Genomic DNA, 25,532 nt, shown 5'->3' on the forward strand with positions numbered 1-25,532 from the left:
GGCCCATCCCACAGGGTTGATGCCCCGCATGGGCGAAGACAGCCTATAAGCGGGCGCACGGCCGGGGTGAGGCTTGGAGAAGCGACATCATCATGTCCCACACGGACGATGCATCCCGGCGCACCGGCCTGCGCTGGCATCTGCGGCGGGAAACCCACTCCCTGCACGAGGCCGCCGACGCGCTGGGCGGCGCGCACGACCTCGGCACCCTGGCCGGCTATCGCGGCTTCCTCCGCGCCCATGCCCGCGCCCTGCCGGCCCTGGAGGCGGCCTGCGACGCCGCCGGCCTCGCCACCCTGCTGCCGGACTGGCCCCGGCGCCGCCGCGCCGCCGCCCTGGCCGCCGACCTCGCGGCGCTGCGCGTGGCGCCGCCGCCCAGCCCCCCGCTGGCCTTCGCGGGGCTGGAAGAGGCGCTCGGCGCTGCCTATGTGCTGGAAGGCTCGCGCCTGGGCAACGCGCTGCTGCTGCGCGGCGTTGTGACGGAGGCGCGGGGCGCCGTGGCCTACCTGTCCCACGACCCGGGTGCCGGCGGCTGGCCGGCCTTTCTCGGCCTGCTGGAAAAGGCCCTTCCCGGCCCGGAGAACTGGCCCCAGGCGGCGCGTGGCGCGCGCCTGGCCTTCGAACACTTCCTGGCGGCGCTGCGTCGCGAAAGGACCGCCGAGCCGATGCTGCATGCGTGAAGACCTCAGCGACCTTTCCCTGGCGCAGACCGTCGATTTAACCAATTGCGACCGCGAGCCGATCCACATGCTGGGTGGCGTGCAGCCGATCGGCTTCCTGGTCGCGACCGCCTCGGACTGGGTGGTGCGGCGCGCCTCGGCCAATGTGGAGGCGCATCTGGGCCGCCCACCCGAGGCGCTGCTGGGCGAATCCCTGTCCCGCATCCTGACGCGCGAGGCGCTGCACCAGATCGGCGGCCGGCTGCACCTGCTGCGCGGCCCTAACGCGGTGGAGCGTCTGTTCGGCGTGACGCTGCAGGAGGGCGGGCCGCCCTACGACCTCGCCATCCACATGTCGGGGGACAGCATCGTGCTGGAGGGCGAGCCCTCCGACCTCGAGGACGCGCTGGAGGCCGGCACCACGGTGCGCGGCATGATCGCCCGGCTGCACCAGGTGGAAGGCTTCGAGGGGCTGTGCCGCGAGGCGGTGCGGCAGATCCGCGCCCTGACCGGCTTCGGCCGCGTCATGCTCTACCGCTTCGACCATGACGGGGCGGGCGAGGTGATCGCCGAATCCACCGCCAGCTTCATGCCCTCCTTCATGGGCCTGCACTTCCCGGCCTCCGACATCCCGCGCCAGGCCCGGCTGCTCTACGAGCGCAACTGGCTGCGCCTGATCACCGACACCGAGCTGGCGCCGGTGCCCGTGCTGCCGCTGCTCGACCGCCACCAGCAGCCGCTCGACCTCTCGCTCAGCGTGCTGCGCAGCGTCTCGCCCATCCATATCGAGTACCTGCGCAACATGGGGATCAGGGCCTCCATGTCGATCTCGGTGCTGCGCAAGGGGCGGCTGTGGGGGCTGATCGCCTGCCACAACACCGAGCCGCTGCGCGTGCCCTTCGAGCGCCGCACCGCCGCCGAGCTGTTCGGCCAGATCTTCTCGCTGGCGCTGGAGAACCGCGAGCGGGAGGAGGAGGCGGAGCGCGAGGCGCAGGCCAGCCAGGTGCATCACCGGCTGATGGCCGCGCTCGGCGCCATGCGCCCTGGCAACCGCTCGCTCACCGAGTTCCTGGAGATGCTCTCGGAGGTGATCGACTGCGATGGCATCGGCCTCTGGAGCAGCACCGGCACCGCGATGCGCGGCCACACGCCGACGGCGGAGGAATTCTCCGGCATCGTCCGCTTCCTGCACCGCGCCGCCTCCGGCACCATCTACGCCACCCACCGGCTGGGCGAGATGCACCCGCCGGCGGCCGATTTCAGCCAGCGCGCCGCCGGGCTGCTCGCCATTCCGCTCTCCCGCGCCCCGCGCGACTACCTGGTGTTCTTCCGCCGCGCCGTGACCCATTCGGTCACCTGGGCGGGCGACCCGAACAAGCCGGTGACGCTGGGGCCGAACGGGCTGCGCCTGACGCCCCGCAAGAGCTTCGCCGCCTGGCAGGAGACGGTGCAGGGGCAGAGCCGCCCCTGGTCTGAGAGCGACCTGATGATGGCCGAGCGCCTGCGCGTGACGCTGCTCGAGGTGGTGCTCCAGCTCACCGACATGGCCGAGCGCGAGCGCCGCGTGGCGCAGGAGCGGCAGGAGATCCTGATCGCCGAGCTGAACCACCGGGTGCGCAACATCCTCGGCCTGATCCGTGGCCTGGTGAACCAGAGCCGCGGCCATGCCAGCTCGGTGGACGAGTTCGCCGGCATGATCGGCGGCCGCATCCAGGCGCTGGCCCGGGCGCATGACCAGATCACCACCGACCACTGGCGCCCCGCCCCGCTGGAGGAGCTGATCCGCTCCGAGGCCGCCGCCTATGTGGCCGAGGGCCGCGACCGGGTGCGGCTGGAGGGCGTGCCGGTCCTGCTGGAGCACACGGCCTACACCACCATGGCATTGGTCATCCACGAGATGATGACCAACGCGGCCAAGTATGGCGCGCTGTGCGACCGGCACGGCCATGTGACGGTGCGCTGGCACTTCACGCCGGAGGAGGCGCTGGAGATCCACTGGACCGAGGAGGGCGGCCCGCCCGTCCAGCCGCCCCGCCGCCAGGGCTTCGGCACCACCATCGTCGAGCGCGCCCTGCCGCACGACCTGCGGGGCGAGGCCGAGCTGCGCTACCACCTCAGCGGCGTGCGCGCCCGCTTCCTGCTCCCGGCCAACCATGTGCAGCGGGGCACAGAGGAGCCGGGGGAGGCGCAGCCCCCCCTGCCGGCGGCGCCCGCCGCCTTCGCGCTCTCGGGGCGCGTGCTGCTGGTGGAGGACAACCTGCTGATCGCCATGGACGCCGAGGACCAGCTCCGGCGGCTGGGCGCGCCGGTGGTGGATGTCGCCTCCTCCGTGCAGGCGGCGCTGCGGCTGCTGGAGCATGCCGAGCCGCAGGTGGCGCTGCTCGACGTCAATCTGGGCCGCGAGAACAGCTTCCCCGTGGCCGATGCGCTGCTGGCCCGCGGCATCCCCTTCGTCTTCGCCACCGGCTATGGGGAGGGCGACGCCTTCCCGGACCGCTTCAGGGCCAGCGACGTCATCAGCAAGCCCTACACGGCAGCGGAAATGCGCGCCGCCCTGCAGCGCAGCATGGGCTAGAACAGGCCCCGCCACGGCGGCACCGCGCCGCCGGGCGGCGATGCCCGTGACGACGACCTCCTGGGGCACTTCCGCCGGCCGGGCGGCGCTCCAGGCCGTTTCCACCGCTCCGGAGCGAAGGATTCCGCATGACCCGTCCGCTTTCCGTCGTCACGCTGTGCGGCAGCCTGCGCGCCGGCAGCTACAACGCCGCCATCCAGCGCGCCCTGCCGGAGCTCGCGCCGGAGGGGATGAGCTTCTCGGTGCTGGAAGGGCTGGGCGACATCCCGCTCTACGACGCCGATCTCCAGGCGAAAGGCTTCCCCGCCGCCGTCACCGCCATGGGCGAGGCGATCCGCGCGGCGGACGGCATCGTCATCGTCACGCCGGAATACAACTACTCCATCCCCGGCGTGCTCAAGAACGGCATCGACTGGCTGTCCCGCCTGCCCGACACGCCCTTCGCCGGCAAGCCCATGGCCATCCAGAGCGCCTCGATGAGCGTGCTGGGCGGCGTGCGGGCGCAATACCACCTGCGCCAGGTGGCGGTGTTCCTGGACGCGCTGGTGCTGAACAAGCCGGAGGTGATGGTGGCCTCCGCCCAGCAGCGCGTGCAGGACGGGAAGCTGACCGACGAGGGGACGCGCGAGGTGATCCGCAAGCAGTTGGCGGCCTTTGCGGGGTTCATTGAAAAGGTTGCCAGGTAGATGGAAGGCCGGGGGAGAATGAATTCTCCCCCGGAGCCCCCTCTTCTTTTTTCTGTCAGTCCAGGGCGCGCCAGCCGATGTCGCGGCGGCAGAAGCCTTCGGGCCAGCGGATGGCATCGACCGCCGCGTAGGCCGCGTCGCGCGCCTTCCGCAGCGTGGCGCCGCTGGCCGAGACGCCCAGCACCCGGCCGCCCGTGGCCACCAGGTTGCCCTGCGCGTCCCGCGCCGTGCCGGCGTGGAACACCTGCGCGCCCGGCACCTGCGCCGCCTGCTCCAGCCCCTCGATCACGCTGCCCTTGCGATAGGCGCCGGGATAGCCCTGCGCCGCCATCACCACCACCATCGCCGCCTCCTTCGACCAGCGCAGCGCGAAGCGGTCCAGCTCCCCGTCGCAGGCGGCCAGCAGCGCGGCCAGCAGGTCGGATTGCAGGCGCAGCATCAGCACCTGGCATTCCGGGTCGCCGAAGCGGACGTTGAACTCGATCAGGCGGGGGCCGCTCTCCGTCAGCATCAGCCCGGCGAACAGCACGCCGCGGAACGGCGTGCCGCGCCGCGCCATCTCGGCCAGCGTCGGGCGGATGATGCGCTCCATCACCTCCGCCTCGATCGCGGGCGTGAAGGCGGGGGGCGGCGAATAGGCGCCCATGCCACCCGTGTTGGGGCCGGTATCGCCGTCGCCCACGCGCTTGTGGTCCTGCGCCGCGGCCATGGGCAGGGCCGTGGTGCCGTCGCACAGCGCGAAGAAGGAGACCTCCTGCCCCACCAGGCATTCCTCGACCAGGATCTCGGCGCCGGCCGCGCCATGCACCCGGTCCTCCATGATCTCGGCGATGGCCCGCTCGGCCTCCGCCAGCGTCGCCGCCACCACCACGCCCTTGCCGGCGGCCAGGCCATCGGCCTTCACCACGATGGGCGCGCCCTTGCGGCGCACATAGGCGCGCGCCTCGTCGGCGCTGGTGAAGCGCGCCCATTCGGCGCCGGGCACGCCGGCGGCGGTGGTCACCTCGCGGGTGAAGGCCTTGCTGCCCTCCAGCCGCGCGGCGGCGGCGCTGGGGCCGAAGCAGCGCAGCCCGGCCTCCGCGCAGGCATCGGCCAGGCCCAGCGTCAGCGGCGCCTCCGGCCCCACCACCACGAGGTCCACCGCCCGCTCCTTCGCGAAGGCGACCAGCGCCGGCACGTCCTCGGCGCCGATCGCCACGCATTCCGCGATCTCGGCGATGCCGGCATTGCCGGGCGCCACCCACAGCTTGCCCAGCAGGCCGGAGCCCGAGAGCGCCCAGGCCAGGGCGTGTTCGCGGCCGCCGCCGCCCACCAGGAGAACTTGCATCGTGACCCGAGGCCCCCATTCCAGAACGGGGCCGCGCTAGCATGACTGGCGGGGCCCCGTCAGCCCGGGCGCGGCAAGGCGACGGGGGATGGCGGCCCCGCCTCGGCCATGGCACCCCGGTCATGGCGCCGCGAGGAAAGGGGGCCTCAGGCGGAGGCGTTCCAGATGTCGCGGTGCCATTTCCAGGCGCCGTCCTCGCGCTTCCACAGCACCACATACTTGATGGGGATGGTGCCGCTTCCGGCGACGATCTCGCCCTGCGCGACCTCGCAGGCCATCTCGCCCAGCATGGTGGTCTCGAAGGGCCGCAGCCGGCAGGCGGTCACGCCGAGCGCCTGCGCCGCCTGTTGCCAGAATCCCCGGATCGCCTCCAGCCCCCGAACCACCTCGCCACCCGGCGGCAGGATGAGGGCGTCGCGCGTATAGACCTCGGCCAGCGCCTCGAACCGGCCCTGGCCGACGACCTGCTCCTCGAAGACCCTGTTGACCGCGTCCATCGCGCGTCTCGTGGCCTCGTCGCTCATCTGGAAACCTCCCGCCGCCGCTTGTTTCGATAGTGAAACACATTATGCGGCCGGCTGGAAAGGGTGGCCCGCTGGCCGGCGCGCGGCGGCGGCCCTACTATGCCCGGCATGGACACGCCCGACGCGCGCGAAGCCCCGGCCCGCAGCAACACGCCGGAATTCACCGTCTCCGAGATCAGCGGCGCCATCAAGCGCACGCTGGAGGGGGAGTTCGGCCGGGTGCGGGTGCGCGGCGAGATCACCGAGCTGAAGGCCTACCCCTCGGGCCACATCTATCTCGCGCTGAAGGACGAGGGGGCCAAGATCCGCGCCATCATCTGGCGCTTCGCCGTGCCGCGCCTCTCGCTCCGCCCCGAGAACGGCATGGAGGTGATCGCCACCGGCAAGGTCTCGGCCTATGGCGAGCGCTCGGACTACCAGCTCATCATCGACCGCATCGAGTTCGCGGGCGAGGGCGCCCTTCTCGCCCGCATCGAGCAGCTGCGCAAGAAGCTCGGCGCCGAGGGGCTGTTCGACGAGGCCCGCAAGAAGCGCCTGCCGCTGCTGCCGCGCGTGGTGGGCGTCGTCTCCTCCGAGAAGGGCGCGGTAATCCAGGACATCCGCACCACCATCGCCCGGCGCTTCCCGCGCCACCTGCTGCTGTGGCCGGTGCCGGTGCAGGGCCAGGGCGCGGCCGAGCAGATCGCCGCCGCCATCCGCGGCTTCTCGCGCCTGCCGAAGGGCATTCCCCGGCCGGACGTGCTGATCGTCGCGCGCGGCGGCGGCAGCCTCGAGGACCTGATGGCCTTCAACGAGGAGATCGTGGTCCGCGCCGCCGCCGAATGCCCCATCCCGCTGATCTCGGCGGTGGGGCACGAGACGGACACCACCCTGATCGACTTCGCCGCCGACCGCCGCGCCCCCACCCCCACCGCCGCCGCCGAGCTGGCCGTGCCGGCACGGGCCGAGCTGCTGGCGGCGCTCGGCCAGACCGCGACGCGCCTGCTGCAATCCGGCCAGTCCCTGCTGAACCGGGCGCGCCTGCACCTGTCCCGCGTCGAGGCGCGGATGCCGGACCTGCCGGGCCTCGTCGGCGCCGCCCGCCAGCGGCTGGACGACCGTGCCGAGCGGCTCGCCCTGGCGCCGGGCGCGCTGCTGGCCCGCAAGCGCGCGGCGCTCGATGCGGTCGCGCCCCGCCTGCCGCACCCGCGCGAGACTCTGGCCGGCCACCGCAACACCCTGGCGCTGCTGGAGATGCGGGGCGCCACCGCGCTGCGCCGGATGATCGACCGGCGGCAAACCGCCCTGCACCGCCTGCCCGACCCGGCCGGCGCGCTGGCCGCCCGGCTGCGCGAATCGGGGCTGCGGCTGGAAGGGCTGGCCGGCCGGCTGGAGGGCGCCTCCTACCAGGGCGTGCTGGCGCGCGGCTTCGCGCTGCTGCGCCGCCCGGATGGCGCGCCGCTGACCGAGGCCGCCGCCATCGCCCCCGGCGACCGCGTGGTCGCCACCCTGCGCGATGGCACCGTGGCGCTGCTGGCCGAGGGCGGCGAGCCCGGCGCCGCCCCGCCCCCTGGCCCGCCCTCTGGCCCGCTCTCCGGCCCTCCCCCTGCCCCGAGGCCGCGCCGCAAGGCCCCGGGGGAGCCTCAGCCGGACCAGGGCTCGCTGCTGTGAACCGCCCGCCCAAGAATATCCGCATGCCGTCTCGCCGCCTCGCCCTCGCCCTGCCTGGATTGCTGCTCGGCGCCTGCGCCGGGGGTGCCGCGCCGGCCACGGGCCGCGCCGGAGAGGCCGCCGCCGCGCCGCTGCTGGAGCTGCCGCCCGAGATGCCGAGCCAGGGCGGGCTGCTGCTCGGCCGCGCCCGCCCCGGCAGCCGCGTGGCGCTGGATGGCCGCGCCGTCTCGGTGGCGCCCGATGGCCGCTTCGCCCTGGGCTTCGGGCGGGACGCGGCGCCGGAGGCCGAGCTGGCGGTGACGGCGCCCGACGGCCAGGTGGAGCGCCGCCGCCTGAGCGTGGCGAGGCGGGAATGGGACGTGCAGCGCATCAACGGCCTGCCCGGCGCCATGGTCAGCCCCAATCCGCAGCAGCTGGCGCGGATCGGCCGCGAGCGCGAGCGCATCGCCGCCCTCCGCAAGGTGGACAGCCGCCTGCCCCATTTCGCCGAAGGCTTCGCCTGGCCGGCGCGCGGGCGCATCAGCGGCGTGTTCGGCAGCCAGCGCATCCTCAACGGCGAGCCGCGCGCGCCGCATCTGGGGCTGGACATCGCGGCCCCCACCGGCACGCCCTGCGCCGCCATGGGCGCGGGCCGCGTGCTGCTGGCCGACGACCTCTACTTCACCGGCAACACCGTGCTGCTGGACCATGGACATGGCGTGGTCAGCCTCTACGCCCACCTTTCCGCCATGGATGTGCGGGAAGGCGAGATGCTGGCGCGCGGCCAGCGCCTGGGCGCGATCGGCGCCACCGGCCGCGTCACGGGGCCGCACCTGCATCTGGCGCTGCACTGGTTCGCCACGGCACTGGACCCGCGGCCGCTCCTGCCCCCCGCCTGAGGCGGGCGCGCGGGGCCGACGGCGGGGACTTCGCGACAATCCACCGAAATGCCGCGACGCCTTCATCATCCGGTAAGGGTTGGGAAGGCATTGGCAGCCGCATGTCGGTCCTTCTCGAATTCCTGCCTCGCCCCGCTCCCTCGCCGGAAAGCCTGCGCCAGTCCGGGCCGATCGAGGCGCCGCTGGTCGCCCTGTTCGACAGCCCGGCCGCCGCCGGCCAGGCGCTGCGGGCCGCCGGCGCCACGCTCTGGCGCGAGGATTCGCCCGGCGTCGTCATCCTGGCGCCAGGGCCGGGGCTGCGCGAGAAGCTCTATGCCGCCGGCGCCATGCTGGTGGTGGGCTGAGGGAAGCGCTCAGCCGGGCGGCGGGGCCGCGCCCTTGTAGAAGCGCGCGGGAAAGCGGCGGTGCAGCCAGAGCCACTCCTCCGGCCGGGCCCGCACCCAGGCCTCCATGCGCCGGTTCACCGCCAGCATGACGCTGCGCGCATCGGCATGGCGGTCGCCCGTGTCGGGCAGCGCCAGCGGCGGCTCCAGCACGATGCGGAACCGTCCCGGCCCGATCCGCTCGACATGCGCCGGGATCAACGGGCAGCGGAAGCGCAGCGCCAGTTCCGCCGGGGCGGGCGCGGTCATCGCCGGGTGGCCGAGAAAGGGCAGCTCCAGCCCCTCGTTCAGCTTCTGGTCCACCAGCAGGCCCAGCGCATGGCCCGCCGCCAGGTGGCGCAGCGCCAGCCGCGCGCCCCTGGAGCCCTTGGGGAACAGGTCCAGCGCCTGGCCGCCTTCCCGCATCCGCAGCAGCGCGGCATCCACATGCGGGTTGTCCGGCGCGCGGTAGAGGCTGCCCATCCGCAGGCCGAACTGCGCGGCCACCAGCGGCAGCACCTCCCAGTTGGCGAGGTGGGCGGACACGAAGATCATCCGCGTTTCGCCGGGCGGGATGTGCTCGGCGCCCACCAGCTCCCAGCCGGGGCCGCTTTCCGTCCGCTGCAGGGCGGGGATGTGCGGCAGCTCCAGCGCGGTGCGGCCGAGATTCTCCCAAGCCCCGCGCAGCACGCGCTCCCGCCAGGCGGCGTCGCTTGCCGGAAAGGCCAGCTCCAGGTTGCGCCGGCCGATGCGGGACACCGGCAGCCAGGGCCCGAGCGCGCGCGTGACGGCACCGCCCAGCGCCGAGGCACGGCGCGGCCCGAGCCACCGCGCGAGGGCGATCAGCCCCTCGACGATCTTCCCTTCCACCCGCCACCAGAGGCGCCGCACCGCCTGGGCCATTCCGTCCTCGTCCTTCGCCGGCGCGCCTTCTGCGGCATCGCGCGGGGTTTGGCCAGACCGCCGGGCGGGGCACCGATGGCGCGCGGCGCGTCCGCAACATTGCGGCCCGCCGGCGGTTTCTTCCCCACCGGCCCGCCGGCACTGGCGCCGGGGCCGGGCGCCACCATGGATTACGCCGCTTTAATGACTATATGATGGGCTCATGAGAGATTTCCGGAGGAACAACCCGATGCGCGGAAAAGCCAGGCTGCTCGCAGCCTTCGCCGCCTTCGCCCTGGTGCTGGGCCCGGCCCTGGCGGAAGCGCGCCCCGGTGGCCGCTCCAGCATGGGCAGCCGCGGCAGCCGCACCTTTGCGCCGCCGCCCGTCACCCGCACCGCGCCCGACGCGGCGCGGCCGATGGACCGCAGCATGACCCAGCCCGGCCAGGCGGCGCGCCCGAACGCGGCGGCCCCCGGCGCCGCCGCCGGCGCGCGTGGCGGCATGTTCGGCGGCGGCTTCGGCGGCGCGCTGATGGGCGGCCTGATCGGCATGGGCATTGGCGGCCTGCTGTTCGGCCACGGGCTGTTCGGCGGCTTCGGCGGCATCGGCAGCATCCTTGGCCTGCTGCTCCAGATCGGCCTGATCGTGCTGCTGGTGCGCTTCGCCATCCGCTTCTTCCGCAGCCGCAACCAGCCGGCCATGGCCGGCGGCCCACGCCCCTCGCCCCTGAACCGGGAGGCGCACCCCGCGCGGCACCCGATGGGCATGGGCGGCGCCCGCCCCGCGGCGGCTCCGGCCGCGGCTCCCGTGACGCTGGCGCAGTCCGACTTCCAGGCCTTCGAGGGCCTGCTGCGGGACGTGAACGCCGCCTGGTCGCGGCGCGACCCGGCGGCCCTGTCGCGGCTGGCGACGCCCGAGATGATGGGCTTCTTCAGCCAGGACTGGCGCGACCTGGAGGCGCGGGGCTGGCGCAACGAGACGCGCGACCCGCGGCTGGAATCGGGCGACCTGTCCGAGGCGTGGCGCGAGGGGGACACGGAATACGCCACCGTCGCCATGCGCTTCAGCCTGATCGACGTGACCTATGACGCGCAGGGCAAGGTGGTGGAGGGCGACCCGAACCGCCGCGACACCGCCACCGAGCTCTGGACCTTCCAGCGCGGCCCGGCAGGCAGCTGGAAGCTCTCGGCGATCCAGCAGACCGGCTGATCCCACGGCGCCGGAACAGGCACCGGGGACGAGGACGGAAGGGGCGTGGCGCGGGCCGCGCCCCTTTTTCGTGCGCGCCCTCCCCTTTGCCCCGTCATGGGAGGGCACGCCGCCCTTGCCGCGCAGCCGGTTCTTCTCGCGTGCCTGGTTCTTCTTGCGTGCCCGGTTCTTCTCTGGCGCGGCGGTTGCTACATGCGGGCCACCCGCCGGCGCGCCCTTCATGCCCGGCAATGACCGGGAGAACCTCGATGCCCGCCACCCGACGCGGCCTGATGCTTGCCACCGCCGGCACCCTGCTGGCCACACCCCACCTCGCGCGCGGCCAGGCCGCGCTGACGCCGGTGAAGTTCTGCCTCGACTGGGCCTTCCAGGGGCCCCAGGCGCCCTTCCTGCTCGCCGCCGAGAACGGCTATTTCCGCGACGAGGGGCTGGCCGTCACCATCGACCGCGGCTTCGGCTCGGTGGACACGCCGGTGAAGGTGGCCACCGGTGCCTATGATTTCGGCATCGCCGACCTTTCGCCGGTGATCCGCCTCCGCCTGACCACGCCGGGCAGCGACCTGATCGCCCCCGTCATCCTGATGCAGGGCAACCCCAGCGCGGTGATGACGCTGAAGCGCAGCGGCATCGCCGCGCCGAAGGACCTGGAAGGCAGGAAGCTGGCGGCGCCCGAGAGCGACGCGGCGCGCCAGCTCTTCCCCTCCTTCGCCAAGGCCACCGGGCTCGATGCCTCGAAGATCACCTGGATGACGGTGACGCCGCAGCTGCGCGAGCCGATGCTGATCCGCGGCGAGGCGGACGCCATCACCGGCTTCGAGGTGTCGGGCAAGTTCAGCCTGCGCGCGCTGAACGTGGCGGAGAGCGACATCGTCTCGCTGCGCTACATCGATTTCGGCGTGCCGCTGCTCTCCACCGCCCTGCTGGTCCGCCGCCCCTATGCGGAGGCGAACGCCAAGGTGGTGACCGGCATGATCCGCGCCATCAACCGCGGCCACACCGCCGCCTGGAAGGACCCGGACGCCGCCATCGCCGCCCTGGTGAAGCGCGACAGCACCGCGCCGCGCGGCGTGGAGAAGGAGCGGATGATGGCCAATTTCGGCTTCATCCGCACGCCGGAGGCGCTTTCGGGCGGGCTCGGCAACATGCCCGAGGCGCGCGTGCAGGCGGCGATCGAGACCATCCGCGAGGCGATGAACCTGCCCGCCGAGCTGAAGGCGTCCGAGCTCTACACGCCGCAATACCTGCCGCCGGCCGCCGACCTCGCCCTGCCGGCCTGAGCCCGGCCGCGGGGGAGGCTGTGCCCTCCCCCGCCCCCCCTCTGGGCAAGCGGCACCCTCCGGGGCTATCCCTTGGCGCCGCAACCACTGCCCGGAGTTGATGCCCATGCCCCGTCCCAAGCCCGTGATGCTCGTCATTCTGGATGGCTGGGGCTGGCGGGAGGAGGCGGCGGACAACGCCGTGCGGCAGGCGCGCACCCCCTGCTTCGACCGCCTCTGGGCCGAATGCCCGCACAGCTTCCTCCACACCTGCGGCGAGGATGTCGGCCTGCCGCAGGGGCAGATGGGCAATTCCGAGGTGGGCCACCTCAACCTCGGCGCCGGGCGGGTGGTGATGCAGGACCTGCCGCGCATCGACCGGGCGGTGGCCGATGGCTCCCTGGCCACCCTGCCGGCGGTCACCAACCTCATCGATAGGCTGAAGGCGAGCGGCGGCACGCTGCACCTGATGGGCCTTCTTTCGCCGGGCGGCGTGCACAGCCACCAGGAGCACGGCCTGGCCCTGGCGAGGGTGTTCGCCGCCGCCGGCATCCCCGTCGCCATCCATGCCTGGACCGACGGGCGCGACACGCCGCCCCAGGCCAGCCCCGACTACCTCGCCGCCTTCGAGCCGAGGCTGCCGCCGGGCGCGCGCATCGCCACCGTCACCGGCCGCTACTACGCCATGGACCGCGACAACCGCTGGGAGCGGGTGCGGCAGGCCTGGGACGCCATCGTGGAGGCCAGGGGCGCGCATGCCGGGAGCGCCGCCGCCGCCATCGGCGCGGCGCATGCCGAGGGCAAGACGGACGAGTTCATCCCCGCCTGCGTCATCGGCGACTATGCCGGGGTGAGGGATGGCGACGGGCTGCTCTGCTTCAACTTCCGCGCCGACCGCGTGCGGCAGATCCTGGCCGCGCTGCTGGACCCCGGCTTCGCCGGCTTCGCCCCGCCCCGCCGCCCCCGCTTCGCCGGCGCCGCCGGCATGACGGAATACTCCGCCGCGCTGAACCCGCTGCTGGAGACGCTGTTCGGCCCGCAATCCATGCAGGACATCCTGGGCGCCGTGGTGTCCAAGGCCGGGCTGCGCCAGCTCCGCATGGCGGAGACGGAGAAGTACCCGCACGTCACCTACTTCCTGAACGGCGGCGAGGAGACGCCCTATCCTGGCGAGGAGCGCATCATGGTCGCCTCCCCCAAGGTGGCGACCTATGACCTGCAGCCGGAGATGTCCGCCCCCGAGCTGGCCGGGAAGGCGGTGGACGCGATCAACGCGGCGAAATTCGACCTGATCGTGCTGAACTTCGCCAATGCCGACATGGTGGGCCACACCGGCAGCCTGGAAGCCGCCATCCGCGCCTGCGAGGCGGTGGATGCGGGGCTCGCGCGGATCGAGGCGGCCATCGCCGCCCAGGGCGGCGCCCTGCTGGTGACGGCCGACCACGGCAATGCCGAGATGATGAAGGACCCCGAGACGGGCGGCCCCTTCACCGCGCACACCACCAACGTGGTGCCGGTGCTGCTGCGCGGCGGCCCGGCCGGCGCCAGGCTGCGCGAAGGCCGCCTGGCCGATGTGGCGCCCACCCTGCTCGCCCTGCTGGGCCTGGAGCAGCCGGCGGCGATGACGGGGCGGAGCCTGATCGCTGGCTGAGGCGCGGAAAGGGCGGCGCGGCGCGCGGGCGGCGGCATGGCGGCGGTGAGCCCGCCCCTGTCCTCCGCCGCGCGCGGCGGCATGAGCGCGCGGGCCGCCCTGCTGCTGGCCTCGCTGGCCCTGCTGGCGCCGGCCCTGCTGGTGCATGGCGCGGAGAACCCCACTGTCCGCGGCGTGCAGGAGGCGGAGCGCGCGGCGCAGGCCGCCCGGGCCGCCGCCGAGGCCGCCAGCCAGGCCGCGCGCAGCGCCGCCGAGGCGGAGGAGGCGCTGGCCCGCCAGCGCGCCGAGGCCGGCCGGCGCGCCGTCGCCGCCGACGAGGCGGCCGATGCAGCCGAGGCCGCCGCGCGCGAGGCCGCCGCCGTGCGCGACAACGCGCTGGTCGATCTGCGGCGCCGGGCGGAGGCCATGGCGCCGCTGCTGCCGCTGATGCGCCGGCTGGGGCAATGGCCGGCCGAGACGCTGCTGGCCGTGCCGGTGGACCCCGAGACGGCGCTGCGCGGCGCGCTGGTGCTGCGCGGCCTCACCCGGCACCTCTCGGCCGAGGCGGAGGCGCTGCGCGAGGCCCAGGCGGTGGCCGCCGCCGCCACCGAGCGGGCCGAGGCCGAGGCCGCCCGGCTGGCCGTGGCGCGCGCCGAGCGCCACGCCGCCGCCGCCGCGGTGGAGGCGGCGCTGGCCGCCGCCCGCACCCAGCGCAGCGCCGCCCAGGCGGAGGAGGCCGAGGCCGCGCGCGAGGCGGCCAGCGCCGCCGCCCGCGCCAGCGACCTGCGCGGCATGCTGGAGCGGCTGGAACGCGCCCGCGCCCAGGCGGAGGCCGAGGCCCGCGCCCGTGCCGAGCGGGAGCGCGAGGCGGCCGAGCGCGCCGCCCGGCTGCGCGCCGAGCGCGAGGCCGCAGCCCTGGAAGCCCGCCGCCAGGCGGCGCGCGACGCCGAGCAGCGCGAGGCGCTGGCGCGGGAGCGCGCGGCGCTGGAGCGGCGGGAACAGGCCCGGCGGCTGGAAGCCTCGCGCAGCCCGGCCACGCCCGCGCCGCGCGCGCAGGGGGGCCGCGCCCAGCCCGTGGCCGGCACCCTGGCACGCGACTTCGGCGACAGCGGCGCCGGCGGCCCGGCCCGTGGCCTGACCTATGCGGCGCCTCCCGGCGCGCGGGTGGTGAGCCCCTGCGGCGGCAGCGTCGCCTTTGCCGGCCCGTTTCGCTCCTATGGGCAGCTGTTGATTGTCGATTGCGGGGGCGGCTACCATTTCGTGCTGGCGGGGCTGGAGCGGCTGGATGCCGAGGTCGGTGCCCGCGTGCTGGCGGGCGAGCCGGTGGGCCAGCTCGGCGGCGGCGAGGAGAATGGCCGCGCCTCGCTCTATGTGGAGCTGCGGCGCAACAGCCAGCCCGTGGACCCCAAGAGCTGGTTCCGCGGCCGTGGCTGAGCGGCGCCCGGCCGGTGGCGGGGGCCGCATTGTCCAGAAAGGTTACAGTTTGCCCCTTGCGCCGCAATTCGCTCTAGGGTGTCTCGCAAGGCCGTGGAACTCGCCACGGCGAAAGGATCGTTGACCGGCATGAGGGGTCACCGCATGAAGCCTGGGATGCGCATGGTCGGGGTGGTGGCGGCGGCGTTCGCCGCCGGCGCCGTGCTGGGGCCGGTGGTCGCGCCGCCCGTGATGTCCGCCTTCGCCCAGGAGGCCGGCAACCGCGCCGAGACCTACCGCCTGCTGAACCTGTTCGGCGACGTGTTCGAGCGCGTCCGGGCCGAGTATGTCGAGCCGGTCAACGACCGCGAGGTGATCGAGGCCGCGATCAACGGCATGCTGCAGGGGCTCGACCCGCACAGCAGCTATATGAACGCCCGCTCCTTCCGCGACATGCAGGTGCAGACCCGCGGCGAGTTCGGCGGCCTCGGCATCGAGGTCAGCCAGGAAGGCGGCTATGTGAAGGTGATCTCGCCCATCGACGACACGCCGGCCGCGCGCGCGGGCGTCAAGCCGGGCGACCTGATCACCCACCTCAACGGCGAATCCGTGCAGGGCCTTTCCCTGCAGGAGGCGGTGGAGAAGATGCGCGGCGAGCGCGGCAGCGCCATCAAGCTGACCATCCGCCGCCCCGGCGCCGAATCGCCGATCGAGCTTTCCCTGACCCGCGACGTGATCCGCCCGCAGGTGGCCCGCTTCCGGATGGAGGGGAACGACATCGGCTATGTCCGGCTGTCCTCCTTCAACGAGCAGACGGAAACCGCGCTGCGCCGGGCCGTTTCCACGCTGAGGACGCAGGCGGGCGGCAACCTCAAGGGCCTCATCCTCGACCTGCGCAACAATCCGGGCGGGCTGCTGGACCAGGCGGTGCAGGTCTCGGACGACTTCCTGGAGCAGGGCGAGATCGTCTCCACCCGTGCCCGGCGCGCCGACGACGCGCAGCGCTGGAACGCCAAGCCCGGCGACATCACCGAGGGGCTGCGCGTGGTGGTGCTGGTCAATGGCGGCTCCGCCTCGGCCAGCGAGATCGTGGCGGGCGCGCTGCAGGACCACCGCCGCGGCATCGTGCTCGGCACCAAGTCCTTCGGCAAGGGCAGCGTGCAGACCGTCATGCCGATCCCCGGCAACGGCGCCATCCGCCTGACCACGGCGCGCTACTACACCCCCTCCGGCCGCTCCATCCAGGCGCTCGGCATCTCCCCCGACGTCGAGGTGCTGGCGGCGCGGGAGGAAGGCAACGCCCCGCTGCGCGACCGCGAGGCCGATCTGCGGCGTGCCCTGCGCAACGACAATGGCACCCAGGAGGCGGCGCCGCTGCCGCCGCTGAACCTGCCCGCCGGGGTGCTGGACAAGGTCTCGCGGATGCCGCCCGAGGGGGCTGCCTCCTTCGATCCCACCAAGCCGGAAACCGACTTCCAGCTGCAGCAGGCGGCGGCGCTGCTGCGCGCCTGGGCGGCGGCCGAGCCGCAGCGCCGCGCCGCGCGCTGAGCGCGGGGCGCCGCGGAAGGAGCAAGGCGGCATGTCTGGCGTGAGGGCCGCATGGCGGGCGCTGGGCGTGTTCTGGGGGGTGATCCTGGCCGGCGGGCTGGGCGTCGCGGGCGCGCTGCACTGGCTCGGCCCGCCGGATGCCCCCGCCCCGCCCCCTTTAGCCGCCACGCCCTCTTTCGCGGCCCCACCAGCGGCGGAACTGGCCCAGGCCCCGGCCGGAGTGCCGCACGCGCCCGCCACGCCCGCCCCCCCGGACATGCCGGAGCCGCCGGACGGGGGCACCGCGCCATCCGCCGCCCCCTTGCCGGAAGGCGTGCTGGCCGCGCCCCTGCCGCCCCCGGCGGCGGCGCCGGAGCCCGCCCCTCCACCCGAGGCGCCTCTGCCGCCGCCCCTGCCGGAGCCCGGCCTTGCCCCTTCCGGCGGGACCGTCATCGCCGCGCCCCGGCCCGAGCTGCTGGAGCCGGGCCCGCACGGGCCGCTGCCGCGCATCGGCCCGGACGGCACGGAGCCCCGGCTCGCCTATGCGCGGCCCTTTGGCGGGGCGGAGACGCGGCCGCGCATCGCGCTGGTGATCGGCGGCTTCGGCCAGGCGGGCATGCGCGCCGAGGAAGCGCTGCGCCGCCTGCCGCCCGCGACCACCCTCGCCTTCGACCCCCAGGCGCTGCGGCCCGACCTGCTGCTGGAGCAGGCGCGGCGGCGCGGCATGGAGCTGCTGCTGGCCCTGCCGCTGGAATCGCCCGGCGACCTGCCGTCCGGGCACCTGCTGCGCGCCAGCCTGACGCCGGGCGAGAACCTGGACCGGCTGCACCGCGCCATGGGCCGCTTCGCGGGCTATGCGGGCGTCATCGGGGCGAGCGGGACGCAGCGGGGCGAGCGCTTCCTGGCCAGCCCCGACGCCCTGGCGGCGGTGCAGGAGGAGATCCGCGGGCGCGGGCTCTATTACGTGGACCCCCGGCCCGGCGCCACGGCGCTTGCCTGGCACGCGGCGGCGGACCTGGTGCTGGACGAGCTGCCGACACGCGGCGAGGTGGAGCACCGCCTGGCCCAGCTGGAGCGGCTGGCGAGGCTGCGTGGCCACGCAGTCGGGCTGGCCGCCGAGCCGGCGCCGCTGCTGGTGGACCGCATCGCCGCCTGGGCGGCCGGGCTGGAGGCGCGCGGCCTGGTGCTGGCGCCGGCGAGCGCCGTGCTGCACCCGCCCGAGACCACGCCGATCCCCTCCGCTTCCCGCTAGAGACCGCACCCGCCATGCCCGAGCTTCCCTACCGCCGCAATGTCGGCGCCGCCCTGTTCAACCGCGCCGGCCAGGTGCTGATCGCCCGCCGCGCCGATGTGGCGACGGAGGCCTGGCAGCTTCCCCAGGGCGGGTTGGACGAGGGCGAGGAGCCGCGCGCCGCCGTGCTGCGGGAGCTGGCCGAGGAGATCGGCACCGATCGGGCCGAGATCATCGGCGAGGTGCCCGAATGGCTGCGCTACGACCTGCCGCCCGAGCTGGTGGGCAAGGCGCTGGGCGGCCGCTACCGCGGGCAGATGCAGAAATGGTTCGCGCTGCGCTTCCTGGGGCGGGACGAGGACATCCGGCTCGACCTCGACCCGCACCCCGAGTTCGACGCCTGGCGGTGGGAGGCGCTGGCGGCGCTGCCCTCGCTCGTGGTGCCGTTCCGCCGGCCGGTCTATGAGCGGCTTGTGGAGGCCTTCACCGAATTCACGCGTTCGTGAACGCCCCGGCCACTCACCGGTTAGCTCTCCGGTAAGGCGCCCGGCTGCTCACTGCCCGCCTGGAAAGGCAGGGGGCAGCATGGCACATTTCCTCAACCGGCTGAGCATCCGCAGCAAGCTGCTGCTGGCCTTCGGCGTCCTGCTGATGTTCGTGATCGGCAATGGCGTCTATGGCGTGACGCAGCTCCGGCAGATCAATGCCGAAGTGGTGGACATGCGGGACAACTGGCTTCCCGCCATCCGCGCCCTGGGCGAGCTGCAATACAGCGTCTCGCGCGAGAGGACCCGCTTCGCCCGGCTGATCGCGACCTATGACCGCCAGGAGCGGGCGCAGGTGCAGGCCGAGGTGGATGCCATGACGCGGGAGATCCGGCGGCAGGTCGAGGCCTACCTGCCGATGCTCTCCTCGCCGCGCGCGCGCGCGCTGTTCGAGCGGTTCCAGGCGGAATACCGCGCCTATGGCGAGATCAACCGCACCGCGCTGGCCCGGGAGGGCGCGGCGGGGCAGGCGATCTTCAACACCGAGGTGGCGCGGGCCTTCCGCGTCGCTTCCGGCACGCTGGACGAGATGCTGGGGCTGAACCGGGAAGGCTTCATGGCCAGCAGCGCCGAGGCCGAGGAGGCCTATGGCATGGCGCTCACCGGCATCGTCGCCACCGCCGTTCTGGCACTGCTGACAGGCCTCGGCGCGGTACTCTGGATGGACCGCGACCTCGGCCGCGCCGTGGTGCGGCTGTCCGCCGCGCTGCGCCGCCTGGCCCAGCGGGACTACGGCTTCGACCTGCCCGAGCGGAACCGGCAGGACGAGATCGGCAGCATGGCCCAGGCGCTGGAGGATTGCCGCCGTGGCCTGCAGGAGGCCGACGCGCTGGCGTCCGGCCAGGAGGCGGAGCGGCAGGCCAAGGAGCGCCGCGCCGCCCAGCTTTCCGCGCTGATGGCCAGCTTCGAGGGGAAGGTGGGGGAGATGGTGGGCATGCTCGCCGCAGCCTCCACCGAGCTGGAGGCCACCGCCCAGTCCATGGCCGGCACGGCCAGCCAGACCGGCCGGCAGGTGGAGCGCGTGCTCTCCTCCTCGGAGGAGGCGGGCCAGGGCGTGCAGACCGTGGCGTCCGCCGCCGAGGAGCTGACCGCCTCCATCGGCGAGATCAGCCGCCAGGTGGCGCAGGCCACGGCGGTCACGGCCCGCGCCGTGAGCGACGCCCAGCGCACCGACGGCACGGTGCGCGCCCTGGCCGAGAGCGCCGCGCGCATCGGCGAGGTGGTGGGGTTGATCAACACCATCGCGGGCCAGACCAACCTGCTGGCGCTGAACGCCACCATCGAGGCGGCGCGTGCCGGCGAGGCGGGCAAGGGCTTCGCCGTGGTCGCCTCCGAGGTAAAGAACCTGGCGAGCCAGACCGCCAAGGCGACGGACGAGATCCGCAGCCAGATCGCGCAGATCCAGGGCGCCACGCAGCAGGCCGTGGTGGACATCCAGGCCATCACCGGCACGATCGACTCGATCAGCACCATCACCGCCACCATCGCCGCCGCCATCGACGAGCAGGGCACGGCCACGGGCGAGATCGCCAACAGCGTCACCCGCACGGCCCAGGCCACCACCAGCGTCAGCGCCAGCATCGCGGAGGTGAACCAGGGGGCGGAAAGCACGGGCGCCTCGGCCCGGCAGGTGCTGGTGGCCTCGGGCGAGCTGTCCCGCCAGTCGGAGCAGCTCAAGGCGGAGGTCGGCCAGTTCATCGCCCAGGTGCGCGCCGCCTGAGGGCGGGCGGGCCGGCGGCGTCATCCGCCCGGGCGGGCCTGCCCGGGCGGCGGCGCATCAGCTCCCGGCGATGGTCAGGCCCTCGACCCGCAGCGTCGGCGCATCCGTGCCCCGGCGGAAGCGCAGGTCGCCGGCGGCGCGCAGCGTGAGGAACATGTCCTTCAGGTTGCCGGCCACGGTGATGCCGCTCACCGCCTCGGCCAGCTGCCCGTCGCGGATGGCGAAGCCGGCGGCGCCCCGGCTGTAGTCGCCGGTGACGCCGTTGACGCCGGAGCCGATCATCTCCGTGACGTAGAGGCCCTCGCCGATATCGGCCATCAGCGCCTCCGGCGTGCCGCTGCCGCCCTCCAGCCAGAGATTGGTGGTGGCGGGCGATGGCGGGCTGGAGATGCCACGGCTGGCATGGCCGGTGGAGCGCAGGCCGAGCTGCCGCGCGCTGCGCCAGTCCAGCACCCAGGAGCGCAACACGCCATCCTCCACCAGCGCCAGCGGCGCGGTGGGCGTGCCCTCGCCGTCGAAGGGGCGGGAGCGCAGGCCGCGCCGCCGCAGCGGGTCGTCGCGCAGGCTGAGGCCGGGGCTCAGCACGGGCTGGTCCATGCGGTCGCGCAGAAAGGAGGTGCCGCGCGCCACCGCCGCGCCGTTCAGCGCCGCCGCCAGGTGCGCGGCGAGCGAGGCGGCCACGCGGGGGTCATACACCACGGGGCGGCGGCCGGTCCTCATGCGGGCGGGGTTCAGCCGGCGCACGGCGCGCTCGGCGGCCGAGCGGCCGAGCGCGGCCGGGTCCTCCAGGTCGGACAGGTGGACGGCGCTGCTGTAGTCGTAGTCGCGCTCCATGCCCGTGCCCTGCCCGGCCACGGCCGTCACCGAGATGGAGTGGCCGGTGCGCCCGTATTCCCCGGCGAAGCCGGCCGAGCTGAACATCGCCACCTCGGTGCGGGCGAAGCCGGCCTCGGCGCCCTCGCTGTTGCTGACGCCCGCCACCGCCAGCGCCGCTTCCTCCGCGAGCGCGGCGCGAGCGATCAGCGCCTCGGCGTCCGGATCGGTGCCGTCATCCAGCTCCAGGTCGAGGGCGGGCGGGGCGCCGGCCTCGCCCAGCCCCGAGAAGCGGTCCGGCGGCACGGCGCGGGCCATGGCCACGGCCCGCTCGGCGAGCGCCTGGAAACCCCGCGGGTCGGCGTCGGTGGCGGAGACGATGGCCTGCCGCTGGCCGACCAGGACGCGCAGCCCGAGGTCGAGCCCCTCCGAGCGCTCCAGATGCTCCAGCTTGCCCAGGCGGCGGTGCACCGAAAGGGCCGTGCCGACGATCATCAGCGCATCCGCCGCGTCCGCTCCCGCCGCGCGCGCGGCGGCGACGAGGGATTCCAGCCGCTCCAGCCGGTTCATGCGGCGAGCTTCTCCGCGATGGCCGGCAGTCCGGGCACCTTGCCGGCGGGGCCGAGGGCGGCCAGCGTCGGGCGGGAGCGGAAGATCATGGCGGCCGCCTGCTGCACCTGCTCCACCGTCACCGCGGCGATCTTCGCCTTGGTCTCCTCCACCGGGATGAGGCGGCCATGCACCTGGATCTGCCGCGCCAGCTGCTCGCAGCGGCTGCCGGTGGATTCGAGCGACATCAGCACCGAGGCGCGGAGCTGCGCCTTGGCGCGGGCCAGCTCGTCCTCCGTCACGTCCTGCTGCACGCGCCGCAGCTCCTCCAGCGCCACCGGCACCAGCTCGGCCGCCTGCGCCTCCCCCGTGCCGGCGTAGATGGCGAACAGGCCGCCATCCCGGAAGGGCTGGGCGAAGGAGTAGATGGAATAGACCAGCCCGCGCTTCTCGCGGATCTCCTGGAACAGGCGGGAGGACATGCCGCCGCCGAGCAGGGTGGAGAGCAGCATGGTGGGGTAGTGCATCGGCGTCGCCACCGCCGGGCCCTCGAAGCCCAGCACCACATGCACCTGGTCCAGCTCCCGCTCCTCGCGGAACTCGCCGCCGCCGTAGCGCGCCACCTCCGAGGGGGTGGGGCTGACCACCGGCAGGTCGGCGAAGTGGCGCTCCACCAGCCCGACCAGGTGCTCGTGCTCCAGCGCGCCGGCGGCGGCCACCACCATGCGGCTCGGGCCGTAGTGGCGGCGCATGTAGCCGGTCAGCACCTCGCGGCCCATGCCGGCGATGCTCTGCTCGGTGCCCAGCGTCGGGCGCCCCATGGGCTGGTCGGGAAAGGCGGTGGACTGGAAGTGGTCGAAGATGATGTCGTCCGGCGTGTCGTTCGCCTGGCCGATCTCCTGCAGGATCACGCCGCGCTCGCGCTCCAGCTCCTCGGGGATGAAGGTGGAGTGCGTCAGGATGTCGCCGATGATGTCGGCGGCGAGCGGCATGTCCTCCTTCAGCACCTTGGCGTAGTAGGCGGTCTGCTCGCGGGCGGTGTAGGCGTTCAGGTGGCCGCCCACATTCTCGATCTCGCGGGCGATGGAGGCGGCGTCGCGCTTCTCGGTGCCCTTGAAGGCCATGTGCTCCAGGAAGTGGGAGGCGCCGTTCTCCGCCCCAGTCTCGTCCCGGGTGCCGGCATGGACATATGCGCCGATCGAGACCGTCTCCACCCGGGGCATGGCTTCGGAAACCACGGTCAGTCCGTTGGACAGGCGCGTCAGCCGCACCGCTTCAGTCATGAGCAAGCATTCCTGTGATCGGCCCGCGCGGAGGAGGGGATGGCGGGCGGAAACCCATTTGGTCTTGGAATGTAGTGCCGAAGCGCCCGGCATGCGACCCCGGCCGCCGCCATGCCAGGGGCGCATGGCGCTATGGTCTCGCCTCCCGCCCTCAGGGCCGGCCCTTCACGGAGCGGTGTGGCGGCTCAACGCGGCGGGTCCGGCTTCGTTAAAGGGGCTCGTTAAGGATTTGTAAGGCTCGGGACGGCTGCTGAAGGCCACGCCGGGCCCCTGCCCCTGAACCTGCCGAAAGGAGACCGACCATGCGCGGCCCGATCCTGGCCCTGCCCTGCCTGACCGCCCTGCTGGGCGCCGCCCTGCTCGCGGTGCCCGCCGCCGAGGCTCGCCCCGTGGCGCCCATGGCCATGGTGGCCACCGCCTCGCCGGGCGGCACGGCGCTGCCGGTGCGCGACCAGGCGCCGCGCCCGCATCGTGGCGAGGCCTCCTTCTACCATGACCGATTCCATGGGCGGGAAATGGCCAATGGCGAGACCTTCCGGCAGAACTCGGACTCGGCCGCCAGCCGCACCCTGCCGCTCGGCACCCGCGCGCAGGTGCGCAACCTCGAGAATGGCCGCACCGCCGAGGTGACCATCGAGGATCGCGGCCCCTATGCGAAGGGCCGGGTGATCGACCTCAGCAAGAGCACCGCCCGGAAGCTCGACATGATGGAGGACGGCACCGCCCCGGTCGAGGTCCGCCCGCTGCCCGGCAACCGGCAGGACTGACCCCCCCCCCGCCCCATGCCCGTGTTGCCCGGGGCGGCGGGGCACCCCATCTGAATGGACCGGCCTCGGGCGGCGCCCGCCGCCACGCGGCCCATCGCAAGGAAGGAGGGCCACCCGTCATGCGAGGACTGAAACTGGCCGCGATCTGTGTCGCCTTCGGCCTCACGGCCGCTTTCTCGCCCGCCGAGAGCCGCGAGGTGAAGCGCGAGACCACCGCCCGCGCCGCCAGCGCCGGCAAACCGCCCCCGCGCGCGGCGCACCGCCCGCAGCGGGGCCGCGCCTCGTTCTACGCCAACCACTTCCATGGCAAGCGCATGGCTAATGGCCGGCGCTTCAACCGAAACTCCAACGCCGCGGCCAGCCGCACCCTGCCGCTCGGCACCGAGGCGCGGGTGAAGAACCTGGAGAATGGCCGCAGCGCCATCGTCACCATCCAGGACCGCGGCCCGTTCAAGCGCGGGCGGGTGATCGATGTCAGCCCCCGCGTGGCCAGCCAGCTCGGCATGCGGGAGGATGGCGTGGTGATGGTCGAGGTGGTGCCGCTCAGCATCCCGAGCAATCCGGGCTGAGCCGGCCTGTTTTGCCGGAAGGGGGGAAGGCGCCGCCTTCCCCTGGCGTGCCTTTCCTCAGGCGGCGTTGCGCCGCGCATGGCCGCGCACGGCGGCCTCGATGCCTTCCAGCTCGTTGGGCAGCACGGTGAGGCGCTCCTCCCGCTGGTACAGGTCGGCCAGGCGGGGCGGCAGCGGCGGGCGGATGCCGGTCGCCTTTTCCACCGCATCCGGGAACTTGGCCGGGTGCGCCGTGGCGGCGACGATCACGGGGATGCCCCTGTCCTCCGGCCGGTGGGCGCGCGCCGCCGCCATGCCGATGGCGGTGTGCGGATCGGCCAGATAGGCGCTGTCCCGGTGCAGGCGGCGGATCTCCTCCAGCGTCCCCTCATCCGAGAGGGTGTGGCCGTGGAACAGGGCGGTGGCACGGCGCCACGCATCGTCCGGCACCGGCATGCGGCCCTCGGCGCGGAAGCGCCGCATCGTCGCCGCCGTGGCCGCCGCGTCCCGCCCCAGCAGCTCGAACAGCAGCCGCTCGAAGTTCGACGAGACCTGGATGTCCATGCTCGGCGAGAGCGAGGGCGCGACGCCCTGCACGCTCATGTCGTTGGCGGCGAGGAAGCGGGCCAGGATGTCGTTGCGGTTGGCGCCGATGATCAGCCGCTCGATCGGCAGCCCCATGCGGCGCGCCACCCAGGCGGCCAGCACGTTGCCGAAATTGCCGGTGGGGACGGACACCGCCACCGGCCGGTCCGGCGCGCCGAGCGCCAGCGCGGCATAGGCGTAATAGGGCACCTGCGCCGCGATGCGCGCCCAGTTGATCGAGTTCACCGCCGAGAGGCGCATCTCCTGGCGGAAGGGCGCGTCGTTGAACATCGCCTTCACCAGGTCCTGGCAATCGTCGAAGCTGCCCTGGACGGCGATGTTGTGGATGTTGGACGACAGCACCGTGGTCATCTGCCGGCGCTGCACCTCGGAGGTGCGGCCCTCGGGGTGCAGGATCACCACGTCGATCGCGCCACGGTCGCGGCAGGCCTCGATGGCGGCGGAGCCCGTGTCGCCCGAGGTGGCGCCGACGATGGTCACGCGCTCGCCGCGCTTTTCCAGCACATGGTCGAAGAGCTGGCCGAGCAGCTGCATCGCCATGTCCTTGAAGGCGAGCGTCGGGCCATGGAACAGCTCCAGCGAGAAGATGCCGGGCTCCACCTGCACCAGCGGCGCCGTGGCGGCGTGGCCGAAGCCGCCATAGGCGGCGCGCGCCATGCGCAGCAGCGTGGCCTCGTCCGGCGCGCCGCCGGTGAAGCGCGCCATCAGCTGGGCGGCCAGCTCCGGATAGGGCAGGCCGCGCAGGCCGCGCCATTCGGCGGCCGAGAGCAGCGGCCAGGATTCGGGCATGAACAGGCCACCATCCTCGGCCAGCCCGGCCAGGAGGACGCCTTCGAAATCGCGGGCGGGGGCGTCGCCCCGGGTCGAGACATAGCGCATGATGCGGCGCAG

At 73.9% G+C, this 25,532-nt stretch carries 22 protein-coding genes; 16 read left to right on the plus strand and 6 right to left on the minus strand.

Features of this window, described 5'->3' with window-relative positions; all coding sequences use genetic code 11:
• The first annotated feature begins 92 nt into the window (after window positions 1-92).
• The 3 genes from CR162_RS04860 to CR162_RS04870 all read left to right on the plus strand — a co-directional run bounded on the left by CR162_RS04860 (window position 93) and on the right by CR162_RS04870 (window position 3,920).
• On the plus strand, window positions 93-680 hold the full coding sequence (locus tag CR162_RS04860; protein ID WP_099094408.1) for a biliverdin-producing heme oxygenase: 588 nt from the start codon (window positions 93-95) through the stop codon (window positions 678-680).
• Window positions 673-3,234, plus strand: a complete 2,562-nt coding sequence (locus tag CR162_RS04865) for an HWE histidine kinase domain-containing protein (protein WP_099094409.1) — start codon at window positions 673-675, stop codon at window positions 3,232-3,234. Before CR162_RS04860 ends, CR162_RS04865 begins: the two co-directional genes overlap by 8 nt.
• 128 nt (window positions 3,235-3,362) lie before the next feature.
• Window positions 3,363-3,920: an NADPH-dependent FMN reductase gene (locus CR162_RS04870; RefSeq protein WP_099094410.1), complete on the plus strand. Its 558-nt coding sequence runs from the start codon at window positions 3,363-3,365 to the stop codon at window positions 3,918-3,920.
• Between the two features lie 55 nt (window positions 3,921-3,975).
• On the opposite strand, the gene purD is transcribed toward CR162_RS04870, so the two are convergent.
• Entirely contained in the window at window positions 3,976-5,247 is a 1,272-nt protein-coding gene (gene purD, locus CR162_RS04875) for a phosphoribosylamine--glycine ligase (protein WP_099094411.1), read from the minus strand.
• Between the two features lie 146 nt (window positions 5,248-5,393).
• Entirely contained in the window at window positions 5,394-5,771 is a 378-nt protein-coding gene (locus tag CR162_RS04880) for a YybH family protein (protein WP_099094412.1), read from the minus strand.
• Window positions 5,772-5,879: 108 nt separating this feature from the next.
• Between CR162_RS04880 and xseA the strand changes: the two genes are divergently transcribed.
• The 3 genes from xseA to CR162_RS04895 all read left to right on the plus strand — a co-directional run bounded on the left by xseA (window position 5,880) and on the right by CR162_RS04895 (window position 8,643).
• A complete protein-coding gene (gene xseA / locus CR162_RS04885; protein WP_099094450.1) occupies window positions 5,880-7,421 on the plus strand; it encodes an exodeoxyribonuclease VII large subunit in 1,542 nt (513 codons plus the stop codon).
• A 23-nt stretch (window positions 7,422-7,444) separates the two neighbouring features.
• A complete protein-coding gene (locus tag CR162_RS04890) occupies window positions 7,445-8,299 on the plus strand; it encodes a M23 family metallopeptidase (protein ID WP_099094413.1) in 855 nt (284 codons plus the stop codon).
• A 101-nt stretch (window positions 8,300-8,400) separates the two neighbouring features.
• Window positions 8,401-8,643 carry a hypothetical protein gene (locus CR162_RS04895; RefSeq protein ID WP_099094414.1) on the plus strand — a complete coding sequence of 81 codons (243 nt, stop codon included), beginning with the start codon at window positions 8,401-8,403 and terminating at the stop codon, window positions 8,641-8,643.
• A gap of 9 nt (window positions 8,644-8,652) precedes the next feature.
• On the opposite strand, the gene CR162_RS04900 is transcribed toward CR162_RS04895, so the two are convergent.
• Window positions 8,653-9,564: a lysophospholipid acyltransferase family protein gene (locus CR162_RS04900; protein ID WP_176559723.1), complete on the minus strand. Its 912-nt coding sequence runs from the start codon at window positions 9,562-9,564 to the stop codon at window positions 8,653-8,655.
• A 229-nt stretch (window positions 9,565-9,793) separates the two neighbouring features.
• On the opposite strand from CR162_RS04900, the gene CR162_RS04905 reads away from it, so the two are divergent.
• From CR162_RS04905 to CR162_RS04940, 8 genes are all read left to right on the plus strand, one after another.
• Entirely contained in the window at window positions 9,794-10,753 is a 960-nt protein-coding gene (locus tag CR162_RS04905) for a TIM44-like domain-containing protein (protein ID WP_245870128.1), read from the plus strand.
• A 248-nt stretch (window positions 10,754-11,001) separates the two neighbouring features.
• Window positions 11,002-12,030 carry an ABC transporter substrate-binding protein gene (locus CR162_RS04910; protein WP_176559724.1) on the plus strand — a complete coding sequence of 343 codons (1,029 nt, stop codon included), beginning with the start codon at window positions 11,002-11,004 and terminating at the stop codon, window positions 12,028-12,030.
• Between the two features lie 106 nt (window positions 12,031-12,136).
• Window positions 12,137-13,660: a 2,3-bisphosphoglycerate-independent phosphoglycerate mutase gene (gene gpmI / locus CR162_RS04915; protein ID WP_099094417.1), complete on the plus strand. Its 1,524-nt coding sequence runs from the start codon at window positions 12,137-12,139 to the stop codon at window positions 13,658-13,660.
• Between the two features lie 45 nt (window positions 13,661-13,705).
• Window positions 13,706-15,073, plus strand: coding sequence for a murein hydrolase activator EnvC family protein (locus CR162_RS04920; RefSeq protein ID WP_141563072.1), 1,368 nt, complete (start codon window positions 13,706-13,708; stop codon window positions 15,071-15,073).
• A 144-nt stretch (window positions 15,074-15,217) separates the two neighbouring features.
• Window positions 15,218-16,600 (plus strand): S41 family peptidase, encoded by a 1,383-nt coding sequence (locus tag CR162_RS04925; protein WP_245870129.1) that lies wholly within the window; start codon window positions 15,218-15,220, stop codon window positions 16,598-16,600.
• Window positions 16,601-16,631: 31 nt separating this feature from the next.
• Window positions 16,632-17,831 (plus strand): divergent polysaccharide deacetylase family protein, encoded by a 1,200-nt coding sequence (locus tag CR162_RS23050; RefSeq protein WP_099094420.1) that lies wholly within the window; start codon window positions 16,632-16,634, stop codon window positions 17,829-17,831.
• 14 nt (window positions 17,832-17,845) lie between these two features.
• Window positions 17,846-18,316, plus strand: a complete 471-nt coding sequence (locus CR162_RS04935) for an RNA pyrophosphohydrolase (protein WP_099094421.1) — start codon at window positions 17,846-17,848, stop codon at window positions 18,314-18,316.
• A gap of 79 nt (window positions 18,317-18,395) precedes the next feature.
• The gene (locus tag CR162_RS04940; RefSeq protein WP_176559725.1) at window positions 18,396-20,075 is read left to right on the plus strand and encodes a methyl-accepting chemotaxis protein; all 1,680 of its coding nucleotides are present in this window, start codon (window positions 18,396-18,398) and stop codon (window positions 20,073-20,075) included.
• A gap of 57 nt (window positions 20,076-20,132) precedes the next feature.
• Here CR162_RS04940 and CR162_RS04945 read toward each other — a convergent pair whose 3' ends face one another.
• Window positions 20,133-21,458: a TldD/PmbA family protein gene (locus CR162_RS04945; protein WP_099094423.1), complete on the minus strand. Its 1,326-nt coding sequence runs from the start codon at window positions 21,456-21,458 to the stop codon at window positions 20,133-20,135.
• The gene (locus CR162_RS04950) at window positions 21,455-22,720 is read right to left on the minus strand and encodes a M16 family metallopeptidase (RefSeq protein ID WP_099094424.1); all 1,266 of its coding nucleotides are present in this window, start codon (window positions 22,718-22,720) and stop codon (window positions 21,455-21,457) included. The genes CR162_RS04945 and CR162_RS04950 overlap by 4 nt, the downstream gene beginning before the upstream one ends.
• A gap of 302 nt (window positions 22,721-23,022) precedes the next feature.
• Between CR162_RS04950 and CR162_RS04955 the strand changes: the two genes are divergently transcribed.
• The gene (locus CR162_RS04955) at window positions 23,023-23,487 is read left to right on the plus strand and encodes a septal ring lytic transglycosylase RlpA family protein (RefSeq protein WP_245870130.1); all 465 of its coding nucleotides are present in this window, start codon (window positions 23,023-23,025) and stop codon (window positions 23,485-23,487) included.
• A gap of 119 nt (window positions 23,488-23,606) precedes the next feature.
• Entirely contained in the window at window positions 23,607-24,056 is a 450-nt protein-coding gene (locus CR162_RS04960) for a septal ring lytic transglycosylase RlpA family protein (protein WP_099094425.1), read from the plus strand.
• 57 nt (window positions 24,057-24,113) lie between these two features.
• Here the strand turns inward: CR162_RS04960 and thrC are convergent, their stop codons facing one another.
• A complete protein-coding gene (gene thrC, locus CR162_RS04965) occupies window positions 24,114-25,520 on the minus strand; it encodes a threonine synthase (RefSeq protein ID WP_099094426.1) in 1,407 nt (468 codons plus the stop codon).
• Between the last annotated feature and the right edge of the window lie 12 nt (window positions 25,521-25,532).

Source organism: Teichococcus rhizosphaerae (assembly GCF_002631185.1).
GTDB classification, from domain to species: Bacteria; Pseudomonadota; Alphaproteobacteria; order Acetobacterales; family Acetobacteraceae; genus Pseudoroseomonas; species Pseudoroseomonas rhizosphaerae.